The organism is Lentilactobacillus hilgardii DSM 20176 = ATCC 8290 (genome assembly GCF_000159315.1).
GTDB classification, from domain to species: domain Bacteria; phylum Bacillota; class Bacilli; order Lactobacillales; family Lactobacillaceae; genus Lentilactobacillus; species Lentilactobacillus hilgardii.
In genome coordinates this window covers 514,105-536,412 of sequence record NZ_GG669992.1, presented here as the reverse complement: position 1 = coordinate 536,412, position 22,308 = coordinate 514,105, and the positions used below count along the sequence as shown (strand labels likewise).

The 22,308-nt window shown below is 39.7% G+C and carries 22 protein-coding genes; 7 read left to right on the top strand and 15 right to left on the bottom strand.

What is annotated here, in order from left to right; translation table 11 throughout:
* The first annotated feature begins 5 nt into the window (after window positions 1–5).
* Window positions 6–710 carry an ABC transporter ATP-binding protein gene (locus HMPREF0519_RS02470; RefSeq protein WP_035462360.1) on the top strand — a complete coding sequence of 235 codons (705 nt, stop codon included), beginning with the start codon at window positions 6–8 and terminating at the stop codon, window positions 708–710.
* Between the two features lie 3 nt (window positions 711–713).
* Window positions 714–1,364, top strand: a complete 651-nt coding sequence (locus HMPREF0519_RS02465) for a CBS and ACT domain-containing protein (RefSeq protein ID WP_003634348.1) — start codon at window positions 714–716, stop codon at window positions 1,362–1,364.
* An 85-nt stretch (window positions 1,365–1,449) separates the two neighbouring features.
* Here HMPREF0519_RS02465 and HMPREF0519_RS02460 read toward each other — a convergent pair whose 3' ends face one another.
* Entirely contained in the window at window positions 1,450–3,609 is a 2,160-nt protein-coding gene (locus HMPREF0519_RS02460) for a YhgE/Pip domain-containing protein (RefSeq protein ID WP_003634346.1), read from the bottom strand.
* Between the two features lie 350 nt (window positions 3,610–3,959).
* On the opposite strand from HMPREF0519_RS02460, the gene HMPREF0519_RS02455 reads away from it, so the two are divergent.
* From HMPREF0519_RS02455 to HMPREF0519_RS02450, 3 genes are read left to right on the top strand one after another with little or no spacing between them, the layout of a single operon-like run.
* Window positions 3,960–4,643 (top strand): D-alanyl-D-alanine carboxypeptidase, encoded by a 684-nt coding sequence (locus tag HMPREF0519_RS02455; RefSeq protein ID WP_225429107.1) that lies wholly within the window; start codon window positions 3,960–3,962, stop codon window positions 4,641–4,643.
* A 31-nt stretch (window positions 4,644–4,674) separates the two neighbouring features.
* Window positions 4,675–5,007 (top strand): YhgE/Pip domain-containing protein, encoded by a 333-nt coding sequence (locus HMPREF0519_RS14245; RefSeq protein WP_003634340.1) that lies wholly within the window; start codon window positions 4,675–4,677, stop codon window positions 5,005–5,007.
* A complete protein-coding gene (locus HMPREF0519_RS02450; RefSeq protein ID WP_003634337.1) occupies window positions 5,004–6,719 on the top strand; it encodes a YhgE/Pip domain-containing protein in 1,716 nt (571 codons plus the stop codon). Before HMPREF0519_RS14245 ends, HMPREF0519_RS02450 begins: the two co-directional genes overlap by 4 nt.
* A gap of 252 nt (window positions 6,720–6,971) precedes the next feature.
* On the opposite strand, the gene ppx is transcribed toward HMPREF0519_RS02450, so the two are convergent.
* From ppx to HMPREF0519_RS02435, 3 genes are read right to left on the bottom strand one after another with little or no spacing between them, the layout of a single operon-like run.
* Window positions 6,972–7,916 carry an exopolyphosphatase gene (gene ppx, locus HMPREF0519_RS02445; RefSeq protein WP_003557157.1) on the bottom strand — a complete coding sequence of 315 codons (945 nt, stop codon included), beginning with the start codon at window positions 7,914–7,916 and terminating at the stop codon, window positions 6,972–6,974.
* Window positions 7,916–10,090: an RNA degradosome polyphosphate kinase gene (locus tag HMPREF0519_RS02440; protein WP_003634335.1), complete on the bottom strand. Its 2,175-nt coding sequence runs from the start codon at window positions 10,088–10,090 to the stop codon at window positions 7,916–7,918. The genes ppx and HMPREF0519_RS02440 overlap by 1 nt, the downstream gene beginning before the upstream one ends.
* On the bottom strand, window positions 10,090–11,631 hold the full coding sequence (locus HMPREF0519_RS02435) for a Ppx/GppA phosphatase family protein (RefSeq protein WP_438940142.1): 1,542 nt from the start codon (window positions 11,629–11,631) through the stop codon (window positions 10,090–10,092). Before HMPREF0519_RS02435 ends, HMPREF0519_RS02440 begins: the two co-directional genes overlap by 1 nt.
* A gap of 232 nt (window positions 11,632–11,863) precedes the next feature.
* On the opposite strand from HMPREF0519_RS02435, the gene HMPREF0519_RS02430 reads away from it, so the two are divergent.
* A complete protein-coding gene (locus tag HMPREF0519_RS02430; protein ID WP_003551622.1) occupies window positions 11,864–12,733 on the top strand; it encodes an aldo/keto reductase in 870 nt (289 codons plus the stop codon).
* Window positions 12,734–12,860: 127 nt separating this feature from the next.
* Here the strand turns inward: HMPREF0519_RS02430 and HMPREF0519_RS02425 are convergent, their stop codons facing one another.
* From HMPREF0519_RS02425 to HMPREF0519_RS02400, 7 genes are all read right to left on the bottom strand, one after another.
* Window positions 12,861–13,082 carry a hypothetical protein gene (locus HMPREF0519_RS02425; RefSeq protein ID WP_003634329.1) on the bottom strand — a complete coding sequence of 74 codons (222 nt, stop codon included), beginning with the start codon at window positions 13,080–13,082 and terminating at the stop codon, window positions 12,861–12,863.
* 143 nt (window positions 13,083–13,225) lie between these two features.
* The gene (locus tag HMPREF0519_RS02420; protein ID WP_003634328.1) at window positions 13,226–14,113 is read right to left on the bottom strand and encodes a CPBP family intramembrane glutamic endopeptidase; all 888 of its coding nucleotides are present in this window, start codon (window positions 14,111–14,113) and stop codon (window positions 13,226–13,228) included.
* A 122-nt stretch (window positions 14,114–14,235) separates the two neighbouring features.
* Window positions 14,236–14,370, bottom strand: coding sequence for a bacteriocin (locus HMPREF0519_RS13220; RefSeq protein ID WP_225429179.1), 135 nt, complete (start codon window positions 14,368–14,370; stop codon window positions 14,236–14,238).
* Between the two features lie 212 nt (window positions 14,371–14,582).
* Entirely contained in the window at window positions 14,583–15,026 is a 444-nt protein-coding gene (locus HMPREF0519_RS02415) for a hypothetical protein (protein WP_003634324.1), read from the bottom strand.
* A gap of 30 nt (window positions 15,027–15,056) precedes the next feature.
* The gene (locus tag HMPREF0519_RS02410) at window positions 15,057–15,452 is read right to left on the bottom strand and encodes a GNAT family N-acetyltransferase (protein WP_003557140.1); all 396 of its coding nucleotides are present in this window, start codon (window positions 15,450–15,452) and stop codon (window positions 15,057–15,059) included.
* 2 nt (window positions 15,453–15,454) lie between these two features.
* Window positions 15,455–15,856 (bottom strand): GNAT family N-acetyltransferase, encoded by a 402-nt coding sequence (locus tag HMPREF0519_RS02405; protein WP_225429106.1) that lies wholly within the window; start codon window positions 15,854–15,856, stop codon window positions 15,455–15,457.
* Between the two features lie 207 nt (window positions 15,857–16,063).
* Window positions 16,064–16,312: a hypothetical protein gene (locus tag HMPREF0519_RS02400; protein WP_003557136.1), complete on the bottom strand. Its 249-nt coding sequence runs from the start codon at window positions 16,310–16,312 to the stop codon at window positions 16,064–16,066.
* A gap of 198 nt (window positions 16,313–16,510) precedes the next feature.
* On the opposite strand from HMPREF0519_RS02400, the gene HMPREF0519_RS02395 reads away from it, so the two are divergent.
* Window positions 16,511–18,358 (top strand): heavy metal translocating P-type ATPase, encoded by a 1,848-nt coding sequence (locus HMPREF0519_RS02395; RefSeq protein WP_003634320.1) that lies wholly within the window; start codon window positions 16,511–16,513, stop codon window positions 18,356–18,358.
* A 106-nt stretch (window positions 18,359–18,464) separates the two neighbouring features.
* Here HMPREF0519_RS02395 and HMPREF0519_RS02390 read toward each other — a convergent pair whose 3' ends face one another.
* From HMPREF0519_RS02390 to aguA (HMPREF0519_RS02375), 4 genes are all read right to left on the bottom strand, one after another.
* Entirely contained in the window at window positions 18,465–19,253 is a 789-nt protein-coding gene (locus tag HMPREF0519_RS02390; protein ID WP_003557133.1) for a MurR/RpiR family transcriptional regulator, read from the bottom strand.
* A 10-nt stretch (window positions 19,254–19,263) separates the two neighbouring features.
* Entirely contained in the window at window positions 19,264–20,352 is a 1,089-nt protein-coding gene (aguA, locus tag HMPREF0519_RS02385) for an agmatine deiminase (protein WP_003634318.1), read from the bottom strand.
* Between the two features lie 139 nt (window positions 20,353–20,491).
* Window positions 20,492–21,442: a carbamate kinase gene (arcC, locus tag HMPREF0519_RS02380; protein ID WP_003634316.1), complete on the bottom strand. Its 951-nt coding sequence runs from the start codon at window positions 21,440–21,442 to the stop codon at window positions 20,492–20,494.
* A 12-nt stretch (window positions 21,443–21,454) separates the two neighbouring features.
* The coding region (gene aguA / locus HMPREF0519_RS02375) for an agmatine deiminase (RefSeq protein ID WP_003634314.1) at window positions 21,455–22,308 on the bottom strand (854 nt) is incomplete at its 5' end.

Sequence of the window (22,308 nt, the reverse complement as noted above, 5' to 3'; positions counted from 1 at the left end):
CTGTGATACTACAAGTGAAAGACCTCATTGTTAACTATGGTGTTATAAACGCTGTTAAGGGTGTTAATTTTAACATTAATGAAGGAGAAATTGTTTCTTTAATCGGCGCTAACGGTGCAGGCAAAACCACCATTTTAAAGACAATTTCCGGTCTATTAAAACCCAAAAGCGGCAAAATCATCTATGAGGGTAAGGCTATTCAACAACAAAAAGCCCCAAAGCTTGTAAAAGCCGGGATTTCACAAGTTCCCGAGGGGCGTCACATCTTCTCTGGATTATCTGTTATGGAAAACTTACAAATGGGAGCTTTCCTCATCAAAGATCACCAAAAAATTAAACAAAATTTTTCGGAAGTTTTTGAAAGATTTCCTATCTTAAAACAACGTGCAAGACAAGACGCTGCCACTTTATCCGGCGGCGAACAGCAAATGTTAGCCATGGGACGAGCACTAATGGCAAACCCCAAACTAATCCTATTGGACGAACCTTCCATGGGGCTAGCCCCCATTTTTATTAATGAAATTTTTGACATTATTAAAGAAATCAACAAGCATGGCACGACAGTCTTACTGATAGAGCAAAATGCTAAAAAAGCACTTTCTATTTCTGATCGTGGTTACGTACTTTCAACTGGCAAAGTTCAATTATCTGGCAGTGGCACTGACCTTTTAGCAAATAAAGAAGTTCAAAAAGCCTATTTAGGAGGTTAACAAATGAGTGTGAGAGATTTCATGTCAACAAACGTCATTACCGTTCCACCAGAAACTAAGATTAGCGTTGCGGTTAATTTAATGAAGTCAAATAATATTCATCGTTTACCGGTCATTGATAATGGCCACTTGGTTGGTTTGATTACTGCCGGCATCATCCAAGCCGCATCCCCATCTCAAGCCACCAGCCTATCAATTTATGAATATAATTATTTACTGAACAAAATGACCGTTAAAGAAATTATGGAAACCACTGTCAGAACAATAGGTGCTGATGATTTTCTCGAAGATGCCATTTATAAGATGCTTAAGTATCAAGTAGGTGTCCTTCCAGTCATCAGCAATAACGAAACTATTGGTATTATCACAAATAATGACATTTTAAAAGCCTTTTTAGATGTAACTGACTATAAAGAATCAGCAACAGTCGTTCAAGTCTTTATCCATCAAGATCGAACCGGCGTTATTTATGAAATCGGTAAAATCATGGCAGATAATAACCTGAATATTCAAACCTTAATGGTAACCCATCAAGGCACAATTAAAGTGGTCGAGATTCATGTGGACAGAAAGGATGGCCTTTCAGTAGCAAGTAAATTACGTGAAGCCGGATTTGACGCAAAAGAAGCGACCCATTATAAACATGTAACTTAATAGGATTAGCTATAACGACCCAAAACGTGATATATGGCTCTCTACAAAACCTGATTTTGTAAAGAAGCTCATATATCACGTTTTTTTAGCCCATCCCCGTCTTTTTAAAATCATTCAATAGCCTATCAGTATATTTCTTTAATGGCTTCTTGGTCGAAAGCCCAACTGCCAACCCAAGCAACGACATGCACATTAATACAAAAAAGTCTACAACAACCGTTCCCATATTGGCACCGCCAATCGCTTCACGAAATCCCCCAACACTATATGCAAAAGGAAATAAAGGTTGAAAAATTCGAAAAAGCAGTGGATTTAATTGCATTGGATACATTGCACCGCTACCAGCCAATTGAACTGCCATTAGCATCACAATTAATGCCTTTCCTAAATTGCCAAATAATGCTGCCATTGTGTAAACAATAATCGTAAACGTCACCGAGGACATTAGTCCCACCATTAATAACAAAAAGAAACTGGCAACATGAATATGCAACAAACACATTGAAGATAACAGGATCACCAGTGTTTGAATAAGTGACAGCGTTCCAAAAGTCAAAAGCTTCCCCAAATATTCTTCTCGCACCGACAAGCCTCTAAATTGTGCCAACTTGGGTGCTTTTGTATGCAATACCGCAACAAGCATCGTACACCCTACCCATATTGATAACGCAATGTAAGTAGGTGCAAAGGCTGCGCCAAAACTATTCACCTTATAAATGTCTTCAGATTTAACGGTAAACGGCTGTGCCAAGGCACTTCCCATCAAATCCGGATTGCTCTGCAAGACTGTAACGATATTTGCAATATTGCTGTCACTGGTCAATTTAAGCCGATTACTCATTGTCCTAATGTCATTTTTGTATGAAGCCAGTTGATTTTCCAAATTTCCAGAAGTGTTGGCAACCAATCGATTTCCCTGAATAATCGTATCCAACGATTGATTATTTAATTGCTTAACTTTCTTAAGGCTCCCCAAAACATCTCGAGACGAACCAACAGCTGACATCAAGTTATAACCAATATCACTTAGCTGCGCTTTAACTGAATGATTATATTGAGCTAAAGAATGGTTTAATTTCAGAATCATTTCGGAAAAACGATGATTGATTTGCTGTTTTCCCATCATATCCAGCTTGCCATTTTGATCAACGCCCTTTTTTAATGCATTCAGTTGTTTTTTCTGGGCTTCAGCTAATTGGCTAACGCTGGTCAATGACGTTATTAAATCACTTATCTGGCGAGAATGATTAATCTTTCTAACTGACTGAAGCAACTCTATAAGCGGTCGGATTTGGCCATCTAATAAATCTACCTGTAAGGATAAGTTACTAACTTTGGCATCCAGATCACTTAAGCTTGTGCTACCAACAGTATGATTTAACTGATCCGTCAATTCCCACAGTTGTTTAGTACTGGCAGTGAGACTGGCTAGATGATGTCCCAAGTTGCTAAATGAACGGTTAAGCGATTTTTTAACAAGGGAGGATATCCCTGTCCCCGATGTGTTCGATTGATCGTTCAAATTAGCATTCTGTGATGCATTAATAACAGGTTTAAATTCCGTAAACGCAACTGCCAACATATTCGATGTATCACTAATGGCACCAAGTGAGTTGGAAGTTAAGCTCAAGCTGTCCCCAAGCATAATAATCAAATCTTTTAAACTCAAAATTTGAGATTGATGCTCACTGGCCTTCCGACCAACAATATTCAGATATGAGAAGATTGTCCGGTTAACTTCATAAATAAATTTTTCCCTTATTTTAGTTACCAGGGTTTTAGCCGCCATGGCAGTAATCTTTGCTCCCATCGGGCTATTTTTAGTATTCATTTTATACACAAGATGTGCTTTTTGGGGCGTATCGGTCACAATACTGGTTAAATTTTGAGAAAAATCTGTCGGAATTTCAATTTCTGCATAATATGTCCCGTTCCGCAGCCCTTGAGCTGCATGAGATTTACTTGTGAACTTCCATCCAATCTGCTTATTTTTACGTAGATTGGAAACCACTTGACTTCCAAGATTAACCTGTTTCCCACGAAGATATGTTCCTGAATCCTTATTCACAACTGCAACAGAAATGTTATCAACCGCACTTGGTTTATATGGATTCCAAATTGCGCGGACGTTGACAAGTGTGTATAAGCTCGGCAACAGACACAGTACAGTTATTGTAATAAAAGCCGCTCGATATTTAATGATTGAACGTAAATCACGATGATAAACGTTTCTGATATTAGCCATATCCCTAAACTACCTCTCAAAGTTGTCAATCCCCCCCTCTTAAACGATAAAAAAGGCCACAGCAAAACACACCGTCTTGCTTCGGCCCCATAATAAATATGTAATTACTAATCTCCCCATTGTTCGTGTATCGATATGTAAAATTGATACATGAATAATCTATTCTATTCCTTCAAAATTTTGGCTGTTTTCTCACTCAGAATGCACTATAATGATTGTAATGCATCTGTTAACCATTAACAAGTAGCAATCGTCACTGTCGTTAATTGTTTGTGGCATATCTTTATAATCAACAAAAATCATCTCATTATCAACAATTCGATTATTAATCAATTTTAAGGAAGTTAATCGTGAAAAAAATAATGATGACTGTTCTGTGCACTATTTTGGGAATTTGCTTTTTAAGTGTCCAATCAACTTCGGCTAATACGAAATCGGCCACCGTTATATCCACTGGTAAGCTGATAAAAGCACCTTATCACGCTGTCAGTGGCTACATCTATCAATCAATATCGTTAACCCATAAACAGCATAACGCCGACCATTACCCTCTTACCACATTTTATGCCACCCGATCAGCCAACATCATAAGGCCCAATGGCAACAAAGCTGTTTATAACTACATAAAGAATGGCAATAACCACATTCATGGTTGGATCTGGCGTGGGTATCTCGTAAGAGTGATTAATGTTCAAAAACAAAAAGCCGCTATCAACAAGCTTATTTCACTAATTGATGCATTAACACCTTTCAGTCATGATAAAGTGACTTTGCTTTTAAAAAATGTTGGTCGGAAAGAATCGCTGAATACGCTATTGTCAACCTTATCAAATCTATCCGGCTCAATTACTGATACTTCCGATATCCAAAAGATCGAAACAATGTATAAGCTTCTAAAGTCCGATGGCCAAACACTCGCCGCTATCTTCCAGAATGGTTTGAAAAAATTTTATACCGGCGTCATCGCACTTCATCAATTTAATAATCAAGTCTTTAAATTGGCAGAGGGCTTATTGGCACTCATTCCTGACTAGGCCTATTTAACAACTAATAAGGGGGTTACGTATGGGGACAATCATCACACTTTTAATCAGAGATTTTAAAAACATCGTTCATAGCCGACCAGTGTTGATTACACTGATCGCTTTTTGCATTATTCCCGCACTCTATGCTTTATTAAATATTGAAGCTTCTTGGGATCCATATTCTCCCACAAACACCAGCCGATTGCCAATTGCCGTTATTAATAATGATGAAGGCACGATCATTAATAACAAATCCCTCAACGTTGGCGATCAGGTCATTAAAGAGTTGAAAAAAACCATGATATTAATTGGGTTGTTACCAATGACTGGCAGGGAAACGATGGCCTTGATCAGGGAAAATATTACGCTTTGATTGACATTCCAAATGATTTTTCAAGCCGATTAGCAACGCTCACCACAGGAAGTCCTCAAAAGCCAACGATCATTTACAAATCAAACGAAAAATTAAACGCAGCTGCTACAATTCTTTCAGGACAGGCAAAGGATACATTAACCCAACGAATTCGCACAAATTTTACAAAAGTGACCGGCAAAGAAATTTTAGAACAGATGAATCTTGTCGGTAAAAAGCTTAATACAAAAAAGCCTCAACTTTTGCAAATCAGATCATCGTTACTCAATGCCATTGCTACTATTAACAAAACGAGACACTATTTAAATCGGCTGGACAATCACTCTAAAGATGTCCAAGTCTATCTAAAAAATATTAATCGGAACATTCCAAAAATTTCCTCTCAAATTAATAATCTTCAAGCCATGATTAATCACGGAAAATCCCTTAACATGGCAACTCGAAGAACGATTGATTCAGCTAAAGAAAATCTATCAAGCGGATTGGACGGCCTACAATCACAAAATAGTCAGGTTCAATCCATGCTGACAAACACCTCAAATACCCTAAATAACGGTAGTCCGTCAGTACTGAAAACTGAAGCAGTGCAGCTAAATGCATTGGATGATGCAATGGTTGATAAAGTTAATAATCAACTGCGTCTGCTGGATGTTGTGAACAATCTGCTTCCAAACAACGGTGCGACATCTCTAATCAAGTCGCTTGCATCCGTTAAAGATAAGATTAAGGATCAACGGCAGACAATAACTAAATTGAAAACATCTGCAAATGAAAACGGCGAAAGAGTCAAGATGCGGTCATTGCTTCAGCAACTCATCCAGGGAAACAACCGGCTATCAACTATCATTGATTTGGCTACAACTACTTTTGATGCAGATACCAGTCAGTCATTGGGCCAATTAAGTAATACTACTGATAACAGCTTGGATAATGATAATGAGGTTGTCCAAGCATTACAGAGCTTAACCCCTAAACTGAGAGCACTCCAAAGTGCCGGTAATGCTGCCAGTAAGCTTTCTTCCGATAGAATCAATAAGGTTAATAAACGACTGGATGATGTGCAACAAACACTAACAAGTTTAGATAAAAAAGCCAGCTTCATTAATAGCAAAAATTTAACTCAGCTAACCAATATTCTCGAGAAGAATCCCGATTTATCAAACCTACTATCATCGCCTGTCACCTTACAAAGTAAGGAGCTTTATAATCTTGGCAAATTTGGTTATGCAGCCATGCCATTCTATGCAGTCCTTTCCATCTGGGTTGGCATTTTATTATTAACCGCTATTATTACCTGGCGATATAAACTGCCAAACGATAAACACTTACCTAAACCTAACCTGATTCAACAGTACGTTGGTAAATTCTTACTATTTCTAAGTTTCTCATTTCTACAAACGACTTTCACCCTTTTCGGCGAAATGATCATTTTAGGCATCCGTCCCAACAGCCTTTGGGCATTATTGGCAATTGCCTATACAACCACTTTTATCTTTTCTTTGATTTTATTCACACTTGTGTTTCTATTTGGAAATGCAGGCAAAGTTTTCGGTGTTCTCCTGCTTATCGTCCAAATATTTGGAACCGGTGGTATTTATCCATTGCAAACAATTCCTCACGACTTAGCTGATCTATCCCCCCTTCTCCCCATTCACCTACGCCATCCGGGGATTTCGGGAAGCATTGGCTGGACCGGATTGGCAAACCTTTAGCTACCTTATTTTAATATTGGGCATTTTTGGTAGCATTTTCTTACTTCTAACCCCGCTGAAACGATTCTTTATTCATTCAGTAAGAATGTTGGAAGAAGGTATGAAACGATCGAAGCTTTGACAGCAACGTGACTTGCTACGACATATTCAGATGATCACCACAACAAAAAGATCAGGACAATTTTTGCCCTGACCTTTTTTAAATAAAAAATATCAAATTCTAGTAAACACGAATAACCATCTAAATTCAATTTATTTAGTCGCAATATTCTCTTTTAAAACATTGTGCAACCGTTCAAATAAAATACCTTCTCTTAAACCACTGGTTGAAAATGTAATCTTATCCGAATCCAAATAATTCATCAGGAAAATAACCGGAATTAACCCACCGACAATAATATCAGCCCGATCCTTACTAATACCCGGCACCTGCTTTCGACCGTCTAAATCATGGCTCACAATATCCTCGAAAGTGTCGTTGACTTGAGTATCACTTAACTGATAGCCATGTATATCATCAATATCAAGAAAATTATTACGACGTCGATTAATTTTAGCTAACGTTCGATTACTGCCGCCAAGCCCGATAATCGGTAAGTTCAAACCGTTTTTCAGCCACCAGACACTTTGAAAAATTTCATTAACGAAAATAACTGCCTTGAAAAGCTGTTCAGGTAATATCTTATCCCCCAGATTAAACTTGGACGATAATGTGACGGACCCAATAGGGATACTGATCAGGTTAGCTACTTTACCGTTCTGAATCAGAATAATTTCAGCACTGGCACCACCTGTATCAATAATAACCCCATTCGTTGCCGGCAAGGTTTCACTCACACCGACATAGTCATAATAGGCCTCTTGCGCACCAGAAATCACTTCCAGTTTAATCCCAATTTCAGATTTGACTTTTTTCAGGAACTCTTTTTGATTGGTTGCTTGACGAACCGCTGCTGTGGCAACTGCCTTCATTTTTAGATTCTCAAGCTTTGAATAAACCTCTTTAAATGACCGAAGTGCAGCTAATGTCCGTTCAATTGCATCCGGTTGAAGAATCTTTTCAGACCCCATGTTTTCAGAAAGCCGAACGTATTCTTTCATCTGAGTTACATTATCATACGTACCGTCTTCATTAATACGGCTAACTGTCATTCGAACCGAGTTGGAACCCAAATCTATTACAGCAAAGTTTTCCATTATTCTTCATTTCCCCCATCCTGGTCTTCATCACTTAACGGGTCAGGCTGGTTTTCAGGACTCATCATTGGTTGAAATTGATTTGAATTCTGCTTACGCGATTCAGATTGTTGTTCTTCCACTAATTTAGTCGCCTGCTTTGCAAAATAGTCTTGGGAGCTAAGCGGTGCCCGCCCTCTACGGTCGACTCGCTTATAAGTCCCATCTGCATCTAATACCCGTGTCTTGACATTATCTTCCCACATTGTGCTATAGATATCCAATACTCTTTGTGTTAAATCAGACTGTTCAACCGGGAATAGCTGTTCAACACGGCGATTTAGGTTTCGCGTCATTAAATCGGCAGATGACAGATAAACCTGATTTTCACCATCAAAGTCAAAAATATAAATCCTACTATGTTCCAAGAAACGACCAACAATTGAATGTACTTGAATAGTATCACTAACACCCTTAATACCGGTCTTTAAGCAACAAATCCCCCGAACAATCAGATCAATTTGAACCCCCGCATGTGAGGCCTCATACATTTTTGTGATCATATCCTTGTCCGAAAGTGAATTCATCTTCATCCGAACATGAACCGGTCGACCTGCTTTGGCATATTCAATTGCCTGATCCAATCGATCGGTAATGAACTCCCGAATCCCTTTTGGTGAAATATGCAATTTATGGAAGTACGGAGGCCGTGAATACCCGGATAACATATTAAAAATATTGGTAACATCGATACCAATGTCGTTGTTTGCCGTCAATAAACCAATATCAGTGTAAAAATGGGCTGTCACATCATTATAATTCCCCGTTCCCAAATGAACATACCGCCGAATACCGCTTGCCTCACGGCGAACAACCAATGATAATTTAGAATGTGTCTTTAGGCCAACTAAACCATAGATAACGTGGCAACCCATTCTTTCAAGCTGTCGTGCCCAATGAACATTATTTTCCTCATCAAAACGAGCCTTAACTTCAACCAGTACAGTTACCTGCTTGCCATTTTGCGCAGCTCGTCCTAAATACTTAATGATTGGGGAGTTTCCAGAAACCCGATAAAGTGTCATTTTAATAGCTAAAACCGCTTTATCAATAGAAGCTTGCCTAATAAACTCCACCACTGAATCAAATTTATCATAAGGATGCTGCATCAACCAATCATGTTTTTGAATGGCCTCAAAAATATTATGATCCGAGTTAAGTGCTTCAGCTTGATAAGCCTTGAAGGGCGGGTATTTCAAATCATCGTGGCCGGTCACTGCACTGGCTAATTTACCTAAAAATGTCAAATCGATTGGTCCATTAACTTCATAAACAGAATCTTCATCAGTTTCCAGTTCACGAACCAAGCGTTTACGTAATTTTTTACTAATATCAGAATCAACTTCCAAGCGGATAACTTGCCCATGTTCTCGAAGTTTAAGTTGTTGTTGAACCTTTTTTAAAAGATCGGACGTATCTTCTTCGGCGACATCCAGATCCATATCCCGGATGACCCGGAAAGTGGAAACCTCTTGAATATCATAGTTAATAAAGAGTTGGTCAACAAACTGCTTAACAATATCTTCCAATAAAATAAAGTCATTATCGTCTCCCGGTAGTTTAACAACACGTGAGAAAATACTAGGTATCTGTAAAGTGGCATATAGTGACTTGTCATTTTCCTTTTTACTTAGCCTTAATGATAAATTCAGTGTGTCATTACTGATAAATGGAAATGGTCGAGAACTGTCATCTGCCATCGGTGTCAGAACGGGATATAACTCGTCGTGAAAATACCCCTTGATATACTGATATTGTTCTTCACTTAAATCTGTCACTTTCAATAACCGAATACCGACTTGTTTGATGGCCGGGAGAATAATTCGATTCAGGGTTGTATATTGCTTGATCAGCTGTTCATGGGCCTTATCATTAACAGCCTTTAATTGTTGTTCAGCTGACAAACCCGAAGCATCCTTGCCATCCCATTTAACCTCAATCAATTTAGCAAGTGACGCAACCCGGACCATCACAAATTCGTCCATGTTGCTTTGTGTAATTCCCAAGAACTTCACACGCTCCAGTAACGGATTGTTTTTATCACGTGCTTCTTCAAGAACCCGATCGTTAAAATCCAACCAACTAAGCTCCCGGTTAGTATAATAACGCGGATCTTCATAATCAATTTTTGCCATTAGTCTTTCACCCCTCTTTGTTTGAGTACAGCTTTAAGCCCATACGCTTCTTTGAAGAATTGGCTTTTGGAGTTAAAAATCCAGTTTTCATAAGCAAGATTAGCGTTGCTGTAAACCGTTATCACAACACTATGAGTCTTAATTGAGACTGAGATTTTCTTGATTTTTTGCTGTCGATCATCGTCCAAAGCATCAGCTAAACGCAAGATAGCTGCCAATTTAGCAATCAGGCGTCGATTTTCTGCAGAAATTTGACTAAAATGGCTTAGATCTTCGCTCGGTGTCGTTGAACTATGATATCGCGCAACAGCTGCGATAATCGATCGTTCAATTCTTGACAGGCCAATAATATCGGAATGACGAATAATATATTCAGAATGAATATAATGCTCATGAATACCCACATAGTTACCAACATCATGAAGAATAGACGCAACTTGAAGTAATACTCGTTCGCGGGGACCGAGCAGATGCAATGGTTTTAATTGGTCAAATAAATGCATTGCGAATCTTGTAACCAGATCTCGATGGATCGGTTCAACATCGTAATGGTCAGCCAAATTCACAGCCATTGTAATGGTTTGATGGGTAAAGTCATCTTTTGAATACCCAAGCGTAACAGCCTCGTTATTGACCAGGCCATCAACGATTCCAGAGTCTGAAAAGCGGATTTCCTTTGCATTGGTTAATTGAATGACCCGGCGAATCAACAGTAATTCCGGCAAAATCAATGGTACCGAATCTTCATTAACCTCCAATTGTTCAATCAGATATTGATCCGAAGCATCAACGATATCATCAACCAATGCCTCAAACGCATTCACATCTATCGACATCAATGAATGATCTTTTTCATAATGACTGATCAGGCTCTTAATCGGGGACGTCCCTAATAAGAATATCTTGGTTGGATCCGGTTTCTTCACAAAGCTGGCAGGCTTGCCCATATCAAAATCATTTAGCTTACTATCAATATAATCATTTAGGACACCAATTGAGTTTGGTGCAGATTGCCGCAAACTCTGTAAATCCTCAGCAATTTTAATCGGGCCAAGTGCAAAGTTAGTCGAAGTCACGAATTTCCCATCATCGAATTGCGTAATCGATGTGTTCCCAGATGTAATACCAACTAAGTAAACAATCCCGTGACTCACCTTTTTAGAATCTTTAAACGAAAGAGAAAGATCTTGATTTCGATAATAAGCCTCTTCACTCATTGACAGCCATCGAATTTCAAGTCCGGTATGCATAAAAAGCTGATCAGCAATAAAATCAGCATTTATTGCCTGAGAAAGGGCCTGGCTTCCCCATAATTCATAATTTTCAACACCATAATCATGAAGAATCTGGACAAAGCCAGTTAAAGCTTCAGCCACTTTACTGACAATCTCGTATTGAACTCGGCGATCGTGATAAATATCATCACTTAGATTAATCTCCTTTGTTACTCGTTCAATTGTCTTACGCGTTTTCAGGTTAACAATTAACAGCTCCACACCAGAAACGTTAACCATGATTGCTCCGAAATATTTTTGAGCCATATCGACATTCTCCCATTTAGACATTGTTTTTCGTCATTAATATTCTTTTATGCTAGTATACAATATTTTTTTAGCCATTGAATCATAGTTGCCACAAAATATATGCAACTTTTACATCGTAAATCAAACTTTTACATCGTAAATCAAACTTTTACAGACTCTCTATTTATCGTTCGTATGTAAATCGTTTAGAATATAGTTGTACCAAATTATTTAGAAAGAAGTGGCGTTAATGACAGATTTAAATGCAGCAAATTCCGGCACATATGAATTTGATAATCACTTTAAGATTAACCGCCTTGGATACGGCACCATGCAGTTAACCGGATCAGGTACTTGGGGACCTTATAAAGATCCAAAACAAGCAGAAGCCGTCGTTGTTCGGGCAACCGAACTTGGCATCAACTTCTTTGATACTGCCGATTCATATGGTCCATGGTTTGCCGATCGTTATTTGGCAGCCGGTTTAAGAAAGGCTGCCAACCGTGATCAGATTTTTATTTCCGATAAAGTTGGTCAAACCCGTCAAGGCCCCGGCATTTGGACACCCCATGGTGAACCAAACTACCTACGCCAACAAGTTGAAGTTTCCATGATGACACTTGGGATAGACCATGAAGATCTCCTATTCCTTCACCGAATTGACAGTCACTTCTCGGTTGCCGATCAAGTTGGTGAGCTCAAAAAGATGCAGGATGAAGGTAAGATCAAGCATATCGGTTTGAGTCAGGTAACCGTTGACCAGATTAGGGAAGCCCAAAAGTACGCTCAAATTGATGCCGTTGAAAATCTATATAACGTTGCCAATCATCAGGATGATGACGTTGTAGATTATGCCGAATCACAGCATATGGCATTTGTCCCTTGGTTTCCGTTAAATACCGGGAAATTAACCGGTGGTGACAGTCCGTTAAGCGCAATTGCAAAGAAATATGGTGTTTCTGAAGCCCAGATTGCATTAGCCTGGCTCTTGAAACGATCACCAAATATTTTACCAATTCCGGGAACTTCTTCTATTCAACATTTGGAAGATAATGTTGCGGCCGCAAATGTCAAATTGAGTGATAATGACTTTGAAAAGTTGAGTCACTTATCAAATTAGCCGATTAAAAGAAGCGCAAACCGGATTCTTTTTAAGTTTCCGATAGTCAGATCAAGCGAATCATTAATCAAACACGAGATTAGCAAAAATAAGGGGCTGGGAGTGACAAACTCCCAACCTCTTATTTTTATTTTAAAAACTGGTGAATCGGAAACTTTTTCTGTTTGATTTTTAAAAAGGTTATGACTCCATCAATTAAAATAAGTGCCATCCCACTAATCAGTAACAGCATATTAATTGAAATCAGCTGTCCGGCTTCCCATAATCGAACAAATTCAACGATTCCAAGTAGTAACAAAATATAATGGATGGTTAATCGTCTGTAACGCTGTGCAACTTTAGTTAACATATTTTTTGGATTAAGATGTTATGCTTGATGGATAATTCTTAATCTTCCCTCCCTGCTCATGTCATTTTTCCGGCACATCACTTATTTACCCCTTACTTTATCACTCAAAATTATATACGAGAATCATTACCGTTAATTTTGATTTAATTCAATTGATTTGATTTCTCTGACACTCTTTTGAAGTGAAACCAACCATTTTGACTTGCTATTTTGGCAAACCAAAGTACCACTCCCACAACTGCAATTTCCAAAAACACAACTATCCCAATAGCTATGAACGAAGATGAAAAGAAAAATCCAAACGTAACGTACACATTATTCGCCATGTGCAACAGAATCGACGTTAATAATCGTCCTGTTTTCATATAAGCAAACCCCAAAATCATCCTCATCACAAAGTAAATTAAGTATTGAGGAATGTTGGCTGTTTCATGGAAAAGCGCAAAAACGGCAGCACTTGCGATAATCGGTAACCAAAAAAGATTGTCTTTGAAAATCAGATTAATAAAGAGTCCCCTGAAAATCAGTTCTTCAAGGATTGGTGAAACAATAACCACCATTAACACAAAGCCGACAGCGGTATTAGCATTAATACTTTGTTCCAGCATGATTTGATTTTCAGTTGTAGGCACCACCAAGTCGGAAAGGGCAGAAAACAACACAATCCCAATTAATGATACTGCGAAGACTTTAAATACCTGCTTGAAGTCCACATCACGCCCTGCAATCCGGACACTCGACGTCATAACTTCTTGATAAGATTTAAAGGCAAATCTTATTGCAACCGTTGCGGTTATGGCTATAAACAGGATGAAAAAAATCATAAACGCCCATGATCTTCCGTGAATCGCCTGTCCAAAAGGAAGAGGGATACTGACGATCTGATATAGCAAAAAAGAAACGATGAGATAAAACAACGTATGGTAAATTGAAGTTGATTTAAAATAGTGTCTTTCCTTTTGATGATTGGTTTTGGCGTTCAGCAGTCCCTTTTTATCGGCCGAGTTCATTGTTTTTCGTTCTTTTTGCATCCTAATATCTCCTTGTCTTTTTCGATGTATCACTATCACTATGTGTAACGCTCCTTATCACTGACTTTAATGACCAAAAATGTTTATTATAACCACACTTAATAATGAATTTCTTAATTGACCTAGCAAAAGGTCTTTTTAAATCCTTTCATAAAATCATCTATCCAGCTTTTCTTTTCATGGTACCGATATCGGGTAACGCCTCCACTTATGTGTGAAAGCTCCTCGGCCGATAATTCCTGATAATGTTGACTCATATTTTCCTTTTCTTGATTAAGCATAAAACCGATCCCTTTGTTTTGATGATTTCAGGTTAAAATTCGAAACATCATCAAGTCAATAGACTCATTGTCTATAAAATGCAGACATGCTTTTTTACCAATGTCTAAGAATGGTAGCATTTCCTACGCAACGCTAAAATGACTGTTCCTTGGTCACGAAGGATTTATTGATCGAGAACCGGAAACCATTAATGATTAGACAATCGGATACTAAAAGTAGCACCACCTTCAACCAATCTGAAGGCGATGCCACTTTTATTCAATGCTTTTTGTTTTGCCCTTTTGAACTCAGACAACAGTTCATCCGGATTATTAACTGTTAAAAATAAATAATCATATTTTTCGTTAGTTAAAGACACAAACAAAATATGTTCATTACCGGATACATTTAAGTACGATCTCTTGTGGTTGCCATAAAAGGTTCCGACTTGTTTCCAAGGTAATCCCAGTCCAGGTTCCCGAAATTGGACCACCCGCCATTTACCATCCTGGTTTAGCTGTTTGCGGTTTTCAATTGTCATATCGGAAACGTGGTCTAAAGGAATGATTAAGCGGTTTTTAAATCCCCATAATTTATCCATTCCCGTTATCGTAACGGTCAACTGATTATTGTTAATTTGAATGTCGTTCATTTTTTAATCGTCCTCCACGTTAATCAACGCTTAGTATTTTCGCGGCCGTTTAAATCCCGAATCAATCTGTTCGAACCCGATTTTTGGATAATAGCCAACTGCTGACGGTGCTGCTGCCAAAACTAGTGAAACAGTTGACCCAAGGTCCCGGTGAATCTTTTTAATTAATTTACGACCAATGCCCTGCTTTTGATAATCCTTTTTAACCGCCAAATCTGACAAGTAACAGCAATACGCTTCATCGCTAAAACCGCGGGCAACGCCGACCAACATTTCGTTATCCCATGCTGTATACAGCAAATTGGCATTATTTATCATTCGTTTTATCCTATTTATATCAGCTGTTGGCCGTTTAATCCCCGAGTCATCAAATAGATCAGCGAGTTGTTTTGGACTAATGACCGCAGTAGCGGAATAAATAATCATTTTTAAGCCTCCCGGTGAATTCGAAACATATGATCAACTTGTTGATAACCAACCTCTGAATAAAAGCCGATTGCCCCCGGATCAGCTCTTAACGTGACTGCCACTCGTTCACCAAGATAATCATGAATGCTTTGCAAAAGTCGTTTTCCCATTCCTTGACCACGATAATCCGGTAAAATCACAATCTCACTCAAGTAGCAGCTATATTCGAAATCAGTCAGACAACGCGCCATCCCGATTAATCGATCGTCATCCCTCAGGGTAACCAGTAGTTGCGTATGGTCCAGCATCATTTGTAATCGCTTTGGATCATCATCGAGTTTCTCCCGTGCAAAATCTGCCGTTTTGTATAACCCTAATAGTTCCTTTAAAGTCAATTGCTTATTAAATTCAACTTTGATCATAACGCAGTCAATACCTCCGAAATGATATTTTTGAGCCATAAATAACTTATCCGTACAACTAACCGGATGAATTGGTTTTCTTCATTATCGGCGTGTTGATGCAGCTTGTCCAGAGGATTAAAGAGGATAGCTATCATTAACTTAAACACAATGTCTAATGATAACTATCCACAAAAATGACACTTGATCATATTAAGTGTCCGCCTATTATAAGCCACTGCCCGCAGAACCGATTTTTCCCATCAATTCTTTTTGCATTTCAGCCTGAATTTTCTCAATTGAGTCACCATTTTTATCTAAGAACTCACCGAAACTTTTTTGATCAATATTAAGTGTCCGATCCTTTAGACTGCCGGTAGTCTGAATCTTATCGTCCTTAATCCAGCGACTAATTAAATTCTTGTCAGCACTAATACCCCGCTTTTGTGCAAATTTAATTGCTTCTTTAATTGTCATTAAAGACACTTCCTTTCACTAAGCAACAATCGTATCCGAATTCACCTGAAGTCTAAGCCCTTATCCGTTGCAATACAAGCTTATGGCCTGATACAGCAATAGCTTTGCTCACAAGTGAGCGTTATGGTCGACCTTCTACTTTAGAATTGTTATAATCTAGGTAGAGATACTTGATTTTTAGAATGGAGGTAACCAATCATGACTCAGTTAACAAACTATTGGCGGCTTATTGGCGTCTTTCTAGTGAGTGCCTTGGCTTTGATATGTCAATTTATACTTGGCTTGCCACAATATGCCCAAATAACAATCTCAATTTTAGGATCATTCATTGCACTACTCATGTTCATAGATATGATTAAGACCCTCCGTTCCGGTAAATTCGGTGTCGATTTACTGGCAATCACGGCTGTTATTGCTACCATTGCCGTGGGTGAGTACTGGGCTGCCATGATTGTCCTGTTAATGCTGACCGGTGGCGACGCACTGGAAGACTACGCCGCAAATAAAGCCAATTCCGAGTTGAAATCGTTAATCGAAAATTCTCCCAGTTCGGCTCATCTTATGATTAACGAAACCATTAACGATGTTAATATTGATGCCGTTAAAATTGGGGATCGCCTGTTGGTTAAGCCAGGTGAAATCATCCCCGTTGACGGCACAATCACTGAAGGAACGATCACCATTGACGAAGCTTCATTAACAGGCGAATCGCGTCCCGTAGACAAACAAATCGGTGACCACGTGATGTCAGGTGCAGTTAACGGTGATGCCTCTTTTAAAATGATTGCGGATAAGACGGCTGATAATAGTCAGTATCAAAACATTATTCGCTTGGTCAAGCAAGCAGAAGAACAACCTGCTCATTTTGTTCGTTTAGCTGACCGTTATGCCGTTCCATTCACACTGGCTGCCTATTTGATTGCCGGAGTTGCCTGGTATCTGTCAGGTGATCCGGTTCGATTCGCCGAAGTCCTCGTTGTGGCATCACCTTGTCCATTAATTCTTGCCGCCCCGATTGCATTGGTTTCGGGAATGAGTCGCGGCAGTCGAAACGGTATCATTGTTAAAAGCGGAACGATTATCGAAAAACTGGCCAGGGCCAAGACTTTTGCATTTGATAAAACCGGAACGATCACTAAAGGCCATTTAACCGTTGATCATGTCTTCGGCACAAATGGTTATACACCGGATCAGGTCTTACAGTTGGCCGCAGGAGCAGAACAACAATCCAACCATATTTTGGCCCGTTCATTGGTGGCAACCATTCCGGATAAAATTCCCATTGCCAAAAACGTTAAAGAAACCACTGCTGAAGGTGTTTCGGCAACAATAGACAACCAACTGGTAAAAGTCGGAAAAGCAGAATTTGTCTCAACTGACCTTATCAAAAAAATCGACCAAACAACCGTTTACGTGTCGGTTAACGATACTTATGCGGGGTATGTCAGCTTTTCAGATGAGTTGCGTCCAGAAGCCAAGGACGTTATGACGAGGCTTCATCAAATTGGCGTCAAACAAATCATGATGATTTCCGGTGACCGTCAGCCGATTGCCCAACAGATTGCTGATAAAGTCGGTATCGATAAAGTATATGCAGAAAAATTACCAAAAGAAAAAATTGCCGTTCTTGATCAATTAGATGCCAACGATCGTCCGGTTTGTATGGTTGGTGATGGTGTAAACGATGCACCCTCGCTTGCAACAGCGGATGTCGGGATCGCAATGGGCGCCCATGGATCAACTGCCGCAAGTGAATCTGCAGATGCAGTTGTCCTAAAGGATGACTTGAGTCTTGTCAGCAAAGCCGTTGCCATCTCAAAGGAAACAATGAGCGTTGCCCGTCAGTCCGTTTTAATCGGAATTGCGATTTGTTTAATCTTAATGATCATTGCCAGCTTTGGCGTTATTCCGGCTATTATCGGGGCCCTTTTTCAAGAGATCGTCGATACAGTCACTATTCTATGGGCTTTAAGAGCTCGAATTGATAAGCAGGATAATGTTCATTCAGATCCCGGAACGGGAAAGAAAATAACGGTAAACGCTTAATAAAATCTGAATGATAAAAGGACGCATTGGATTAAACTGACCCCCTTGAATTGGAGAAATCTCATTCAAGGGGGTCAGTTTAAAGTTGTTAGTCATCTTTAATAGTCTAGTCTTCTTTATTTTTTTCATATTCCAAATATTGATACAACAATAGTTCCATAATCACAATCAGCGATACATGGGATGTCATATCCACACTATTAATTTTCAATTCATCGGTAAACAGGTACAAATTTTCATCACTCATATTTTGAATGGTGTTGTTGTTAGCTCCCGTGATGGAAACCAATGATGCAAACTGGGTATTGCTTTTCAGGTTCTGAATAAGCTGGATCAGCTCATCATCTTCACCCTCATAGTCGAACACAAAAATAATGTCATTTTGATCAATATTTCGATACGCCAGTTTTCGTTGCTCATAGTTTTTGGGAAAAATGACAATGAAATCGTTTAACGTGTACAAGTATTCAATATAGTCCGTTGTGTACTTACTGAACCCCTTGGCATAAAAATACAACTTGGGATGCTTATCCATTTGTTGGCAGATCTTCAACAACTTTCGTTCATCCAAAACCCGAACCGTTTCTTCGATATTTTTCAAATACTCATTTCGATACTGGGATTGTTTTTCAACGAACGTGACATCGCTATCCGCCTTCTTATCACTATTTAAAACCGTGTATTTAATCACCGTACTAAATTCACTATAGCCGGAAAAACCAATCTTGCGGACAAATCTTAAAAACGTGGTTGTTGAGACAAAACACGCTGCCGCCACTTCTCTAATACTCTTATTTTGAATTTCAGCCATATGCTTAATGACGTAATCAAGCAGCGTGTACTCATTTTTAGTCAATTTTTCCACGTATGGTTTGATAATTTCAAAAAAGTTCATTTAAATCCCTCTAGTCCGGAACACCTAATACGATTGAATGAATATTACCGCCGCCAAGCAGCAGCTCACGAGCGTATACGGGTTCGATTTTTCGATCAGGAAATAGTTTTCGATACTGATCTATTGCTTCCTGATCATGTTGATCCCCAAAAATAGGTAAAATAACAGCATTATTAGCCAAATAACAATTAATATAGGAAGCTGTTAACCGATCTCCGGCATATCTTGGTAAGAGGCCGTTAACCGGGTCGACACCCTGACTTTCTTCTTCAGTAGCCAATAACGGTCGAGGCAGGCTCACTTTATGCACCTTCAGCTGCCGCCCCATTGCATCGGTCGCCTGACTTAAAATTTTAAAAGCTTGGTGGGTAATCGCAAACATTGGATCAGTTCGATCCTCCGTCCAATTCAAGGCCACCTCACCTGGGCGAATAAAATTGACCAGATTGTCAACATCCCCGTTGGTTTCGTCCATGAAGTACCCTTGTTCCAACCAGATAATCTTAGAAACATTTAAATCCTTTTTTAAAATTTCCTCGACATCCGACCTTTTAACTTCACCGTTTCGTCCTTCGGAAAGAACCGACTCCTCAACGGCCATTAATGTCCCTTCGCCATCAGTTTGGTAGCCGCAGCCTTCGAGAACAAAGTCAACGTCATAATAATCAAACCGGTCTAAGTCAGTTACTTTCTTAGCGACCAAGTTATCCTGATCCCACGGGAAGTATAAACCGTCAATTAGGCCACCCCAGGCATTGAATTGCCAGTTAACCGTTCGAACTTGATCATGGTGATTGATTAAATAAGCGGGGCCAATGTCTCTCATCCATGCGTCGTTATAACTCATTTCAATCACGCGAATGGATTCTGGCAGCACATCACGGGCATGCTGATATTGCGAATGGGAAACCAGCATAGTCACGGGTTCATATTGGCTCACCTTAATGGCTACTTCGGCAAACGTCTTTTGGGCCGGCTTTGCGCCCTCACGCCAGTTATCACTTCTCTGCGGCCACATCATATAAGACTGTTGATGCTGATGCCACTCGGGTGCCAGATAATAACCATCCTTTTGTGGATTTGAATTTTTGATTTTCATTTTCTTACCTCGACTAATTTCTAATCCAATTTTATCATGTTCTCTTTACGGATAGACAAAAAATTAGAAGATCGGCCACTCAAGCAGCGATCTCCTAATTGATAATCTCTTGATGATTTAAATGAACCTGTTAATCTGCTTAAACGTTCACACGCTGTTTGACAATCGTGGTGCCCTCAGTGCCCTTAATAATGTTTTGAACATCCTCAAGAGCACCGATAACAGCCGGATTACCGGTATTGCGAACAAAGTCCACCGCTGCTTTTACCTTAGGCATCATGCTGCCCTTGGCAAACTCGTCAGCATCAATATGAGCTTGAACCTCGTCAACGCCCACTTCTTTGAGTTCCTGCTGATTTGGCTTACCGTAGTTGTAGAAGACACCGCCAACCGAAGTTAAAATAATTAACTTGTCGGCATCGACCAATTGGGCAATTTTAGAAGCACTAAAATCTTTATCGATAACCGCTTCGGTGCCTACTAATCGATTGCCTTTCCTCACAACGGGAATGCCACCGCCACCGGAGACAATTGGAATAATACCGGCATCCACAACCTGTTTAATGGCGTGATACTCATTAATTTCTAAAGGTTTGGGTGAAGCAACAACCCGTCGATAGCCACGACCGGCATCTTCAACAATTTCCCAATCAGGGTGTTGGGCCTTTAACTCGGCAACCTCATCGGCCTTGTAGAAGGGACCGATTGGTTTTGATGGATTTTGAAATGCCGGATCATTTTCGTCAACAATGGTTTGGGTCACAATTGAAATAACATCCTTGTTAATGCCACTATCCAATAATTCTTCTTTCATGGCATTTTGAAACCAGTAACCGATGGATCCTTGAGTCATCGCCCCACAGGTGTCCAATGGCATCGCCGGATTTTCATTACTGTCGGAAGCAATCTGTTGGAGTAACAGGTTACCGACTTGGGGACCGTTACCATGGGTAATGATCAATTGATCACCGTTTTTAATAAAGTTAACCAACTCTTTGGCTGTTTCTTTAACAGCCTTCATCTGAGCCTTTGCGGAGGCATCCTTCGAAAGGATCGCATTTCCCCCAAGGGCAACGACAACTTTTGCCAAATTAAATTCCTCCTATCTGCCTGCCGGTACTTGTTGGGTGATGCAGTGAATATTACCGCCGCCAAGCAAGATCTCACGTGCAGGAACACCGACGATTTGACGGTCTGGGTAAAGTCGTTGTAAGGTTTCTTTGGCTTTTTCATCGTTTGGATCGCCAAATTCTGGGAAGACAATTCCGCCATTTGCCGTATAGTAGTTCACATAGCTGGCAGCAAGCCGGTCGCCTTCTTGACGAGGAAGCGTTCCATCAACTGCGTCAACGCCTTCGCTTTCCTCTTTGGTGATCGTTACCGGTTTTGGTACATAAAGTTTTTCAACTTGAATCTTACGACCCTTGGCATCAGTAGCGTTACTTAAGATGTCATAGTTTTCTTTTGAAATTTCATACTGTGGATCATTCTTGTCATCCGTCCAAGCCAAAGCTACAACGCCCGGCTTAACAAAGTTGGCAATATTATCCACGTGACCATTGGTTTCATCGTTGTAAATGCCACGCTTTAACCAAATCACTTTATCCAGATTCAAATATTCTTTCAAAACATTCTCAATCTGTTCTTTGGACAGCTGTGAATTACGGCCTTCTGAAAGTAGGCATTCTTCGGTTGTGATCAAGGTTCCTTCACCATCAACATGAATTGAGCCGCCTTCAAGAATAAAGTCATCTAATCGATAACGATCAGCATGTTCCAACTCGGTGACCTTCTGAGCAACCCGGTCGTCCTTGTCCCAAGGGAAGTACAACCCGTCAACCAGGCCGCCCCAAGCATTAAATGTCCAGTCGACACCGCGAAGATCGCCATTCTCGTTAGTCACAAATGTTGGGCCGCAGTCACGAATCCATGAGTCATCATTTGACATCTCAACCA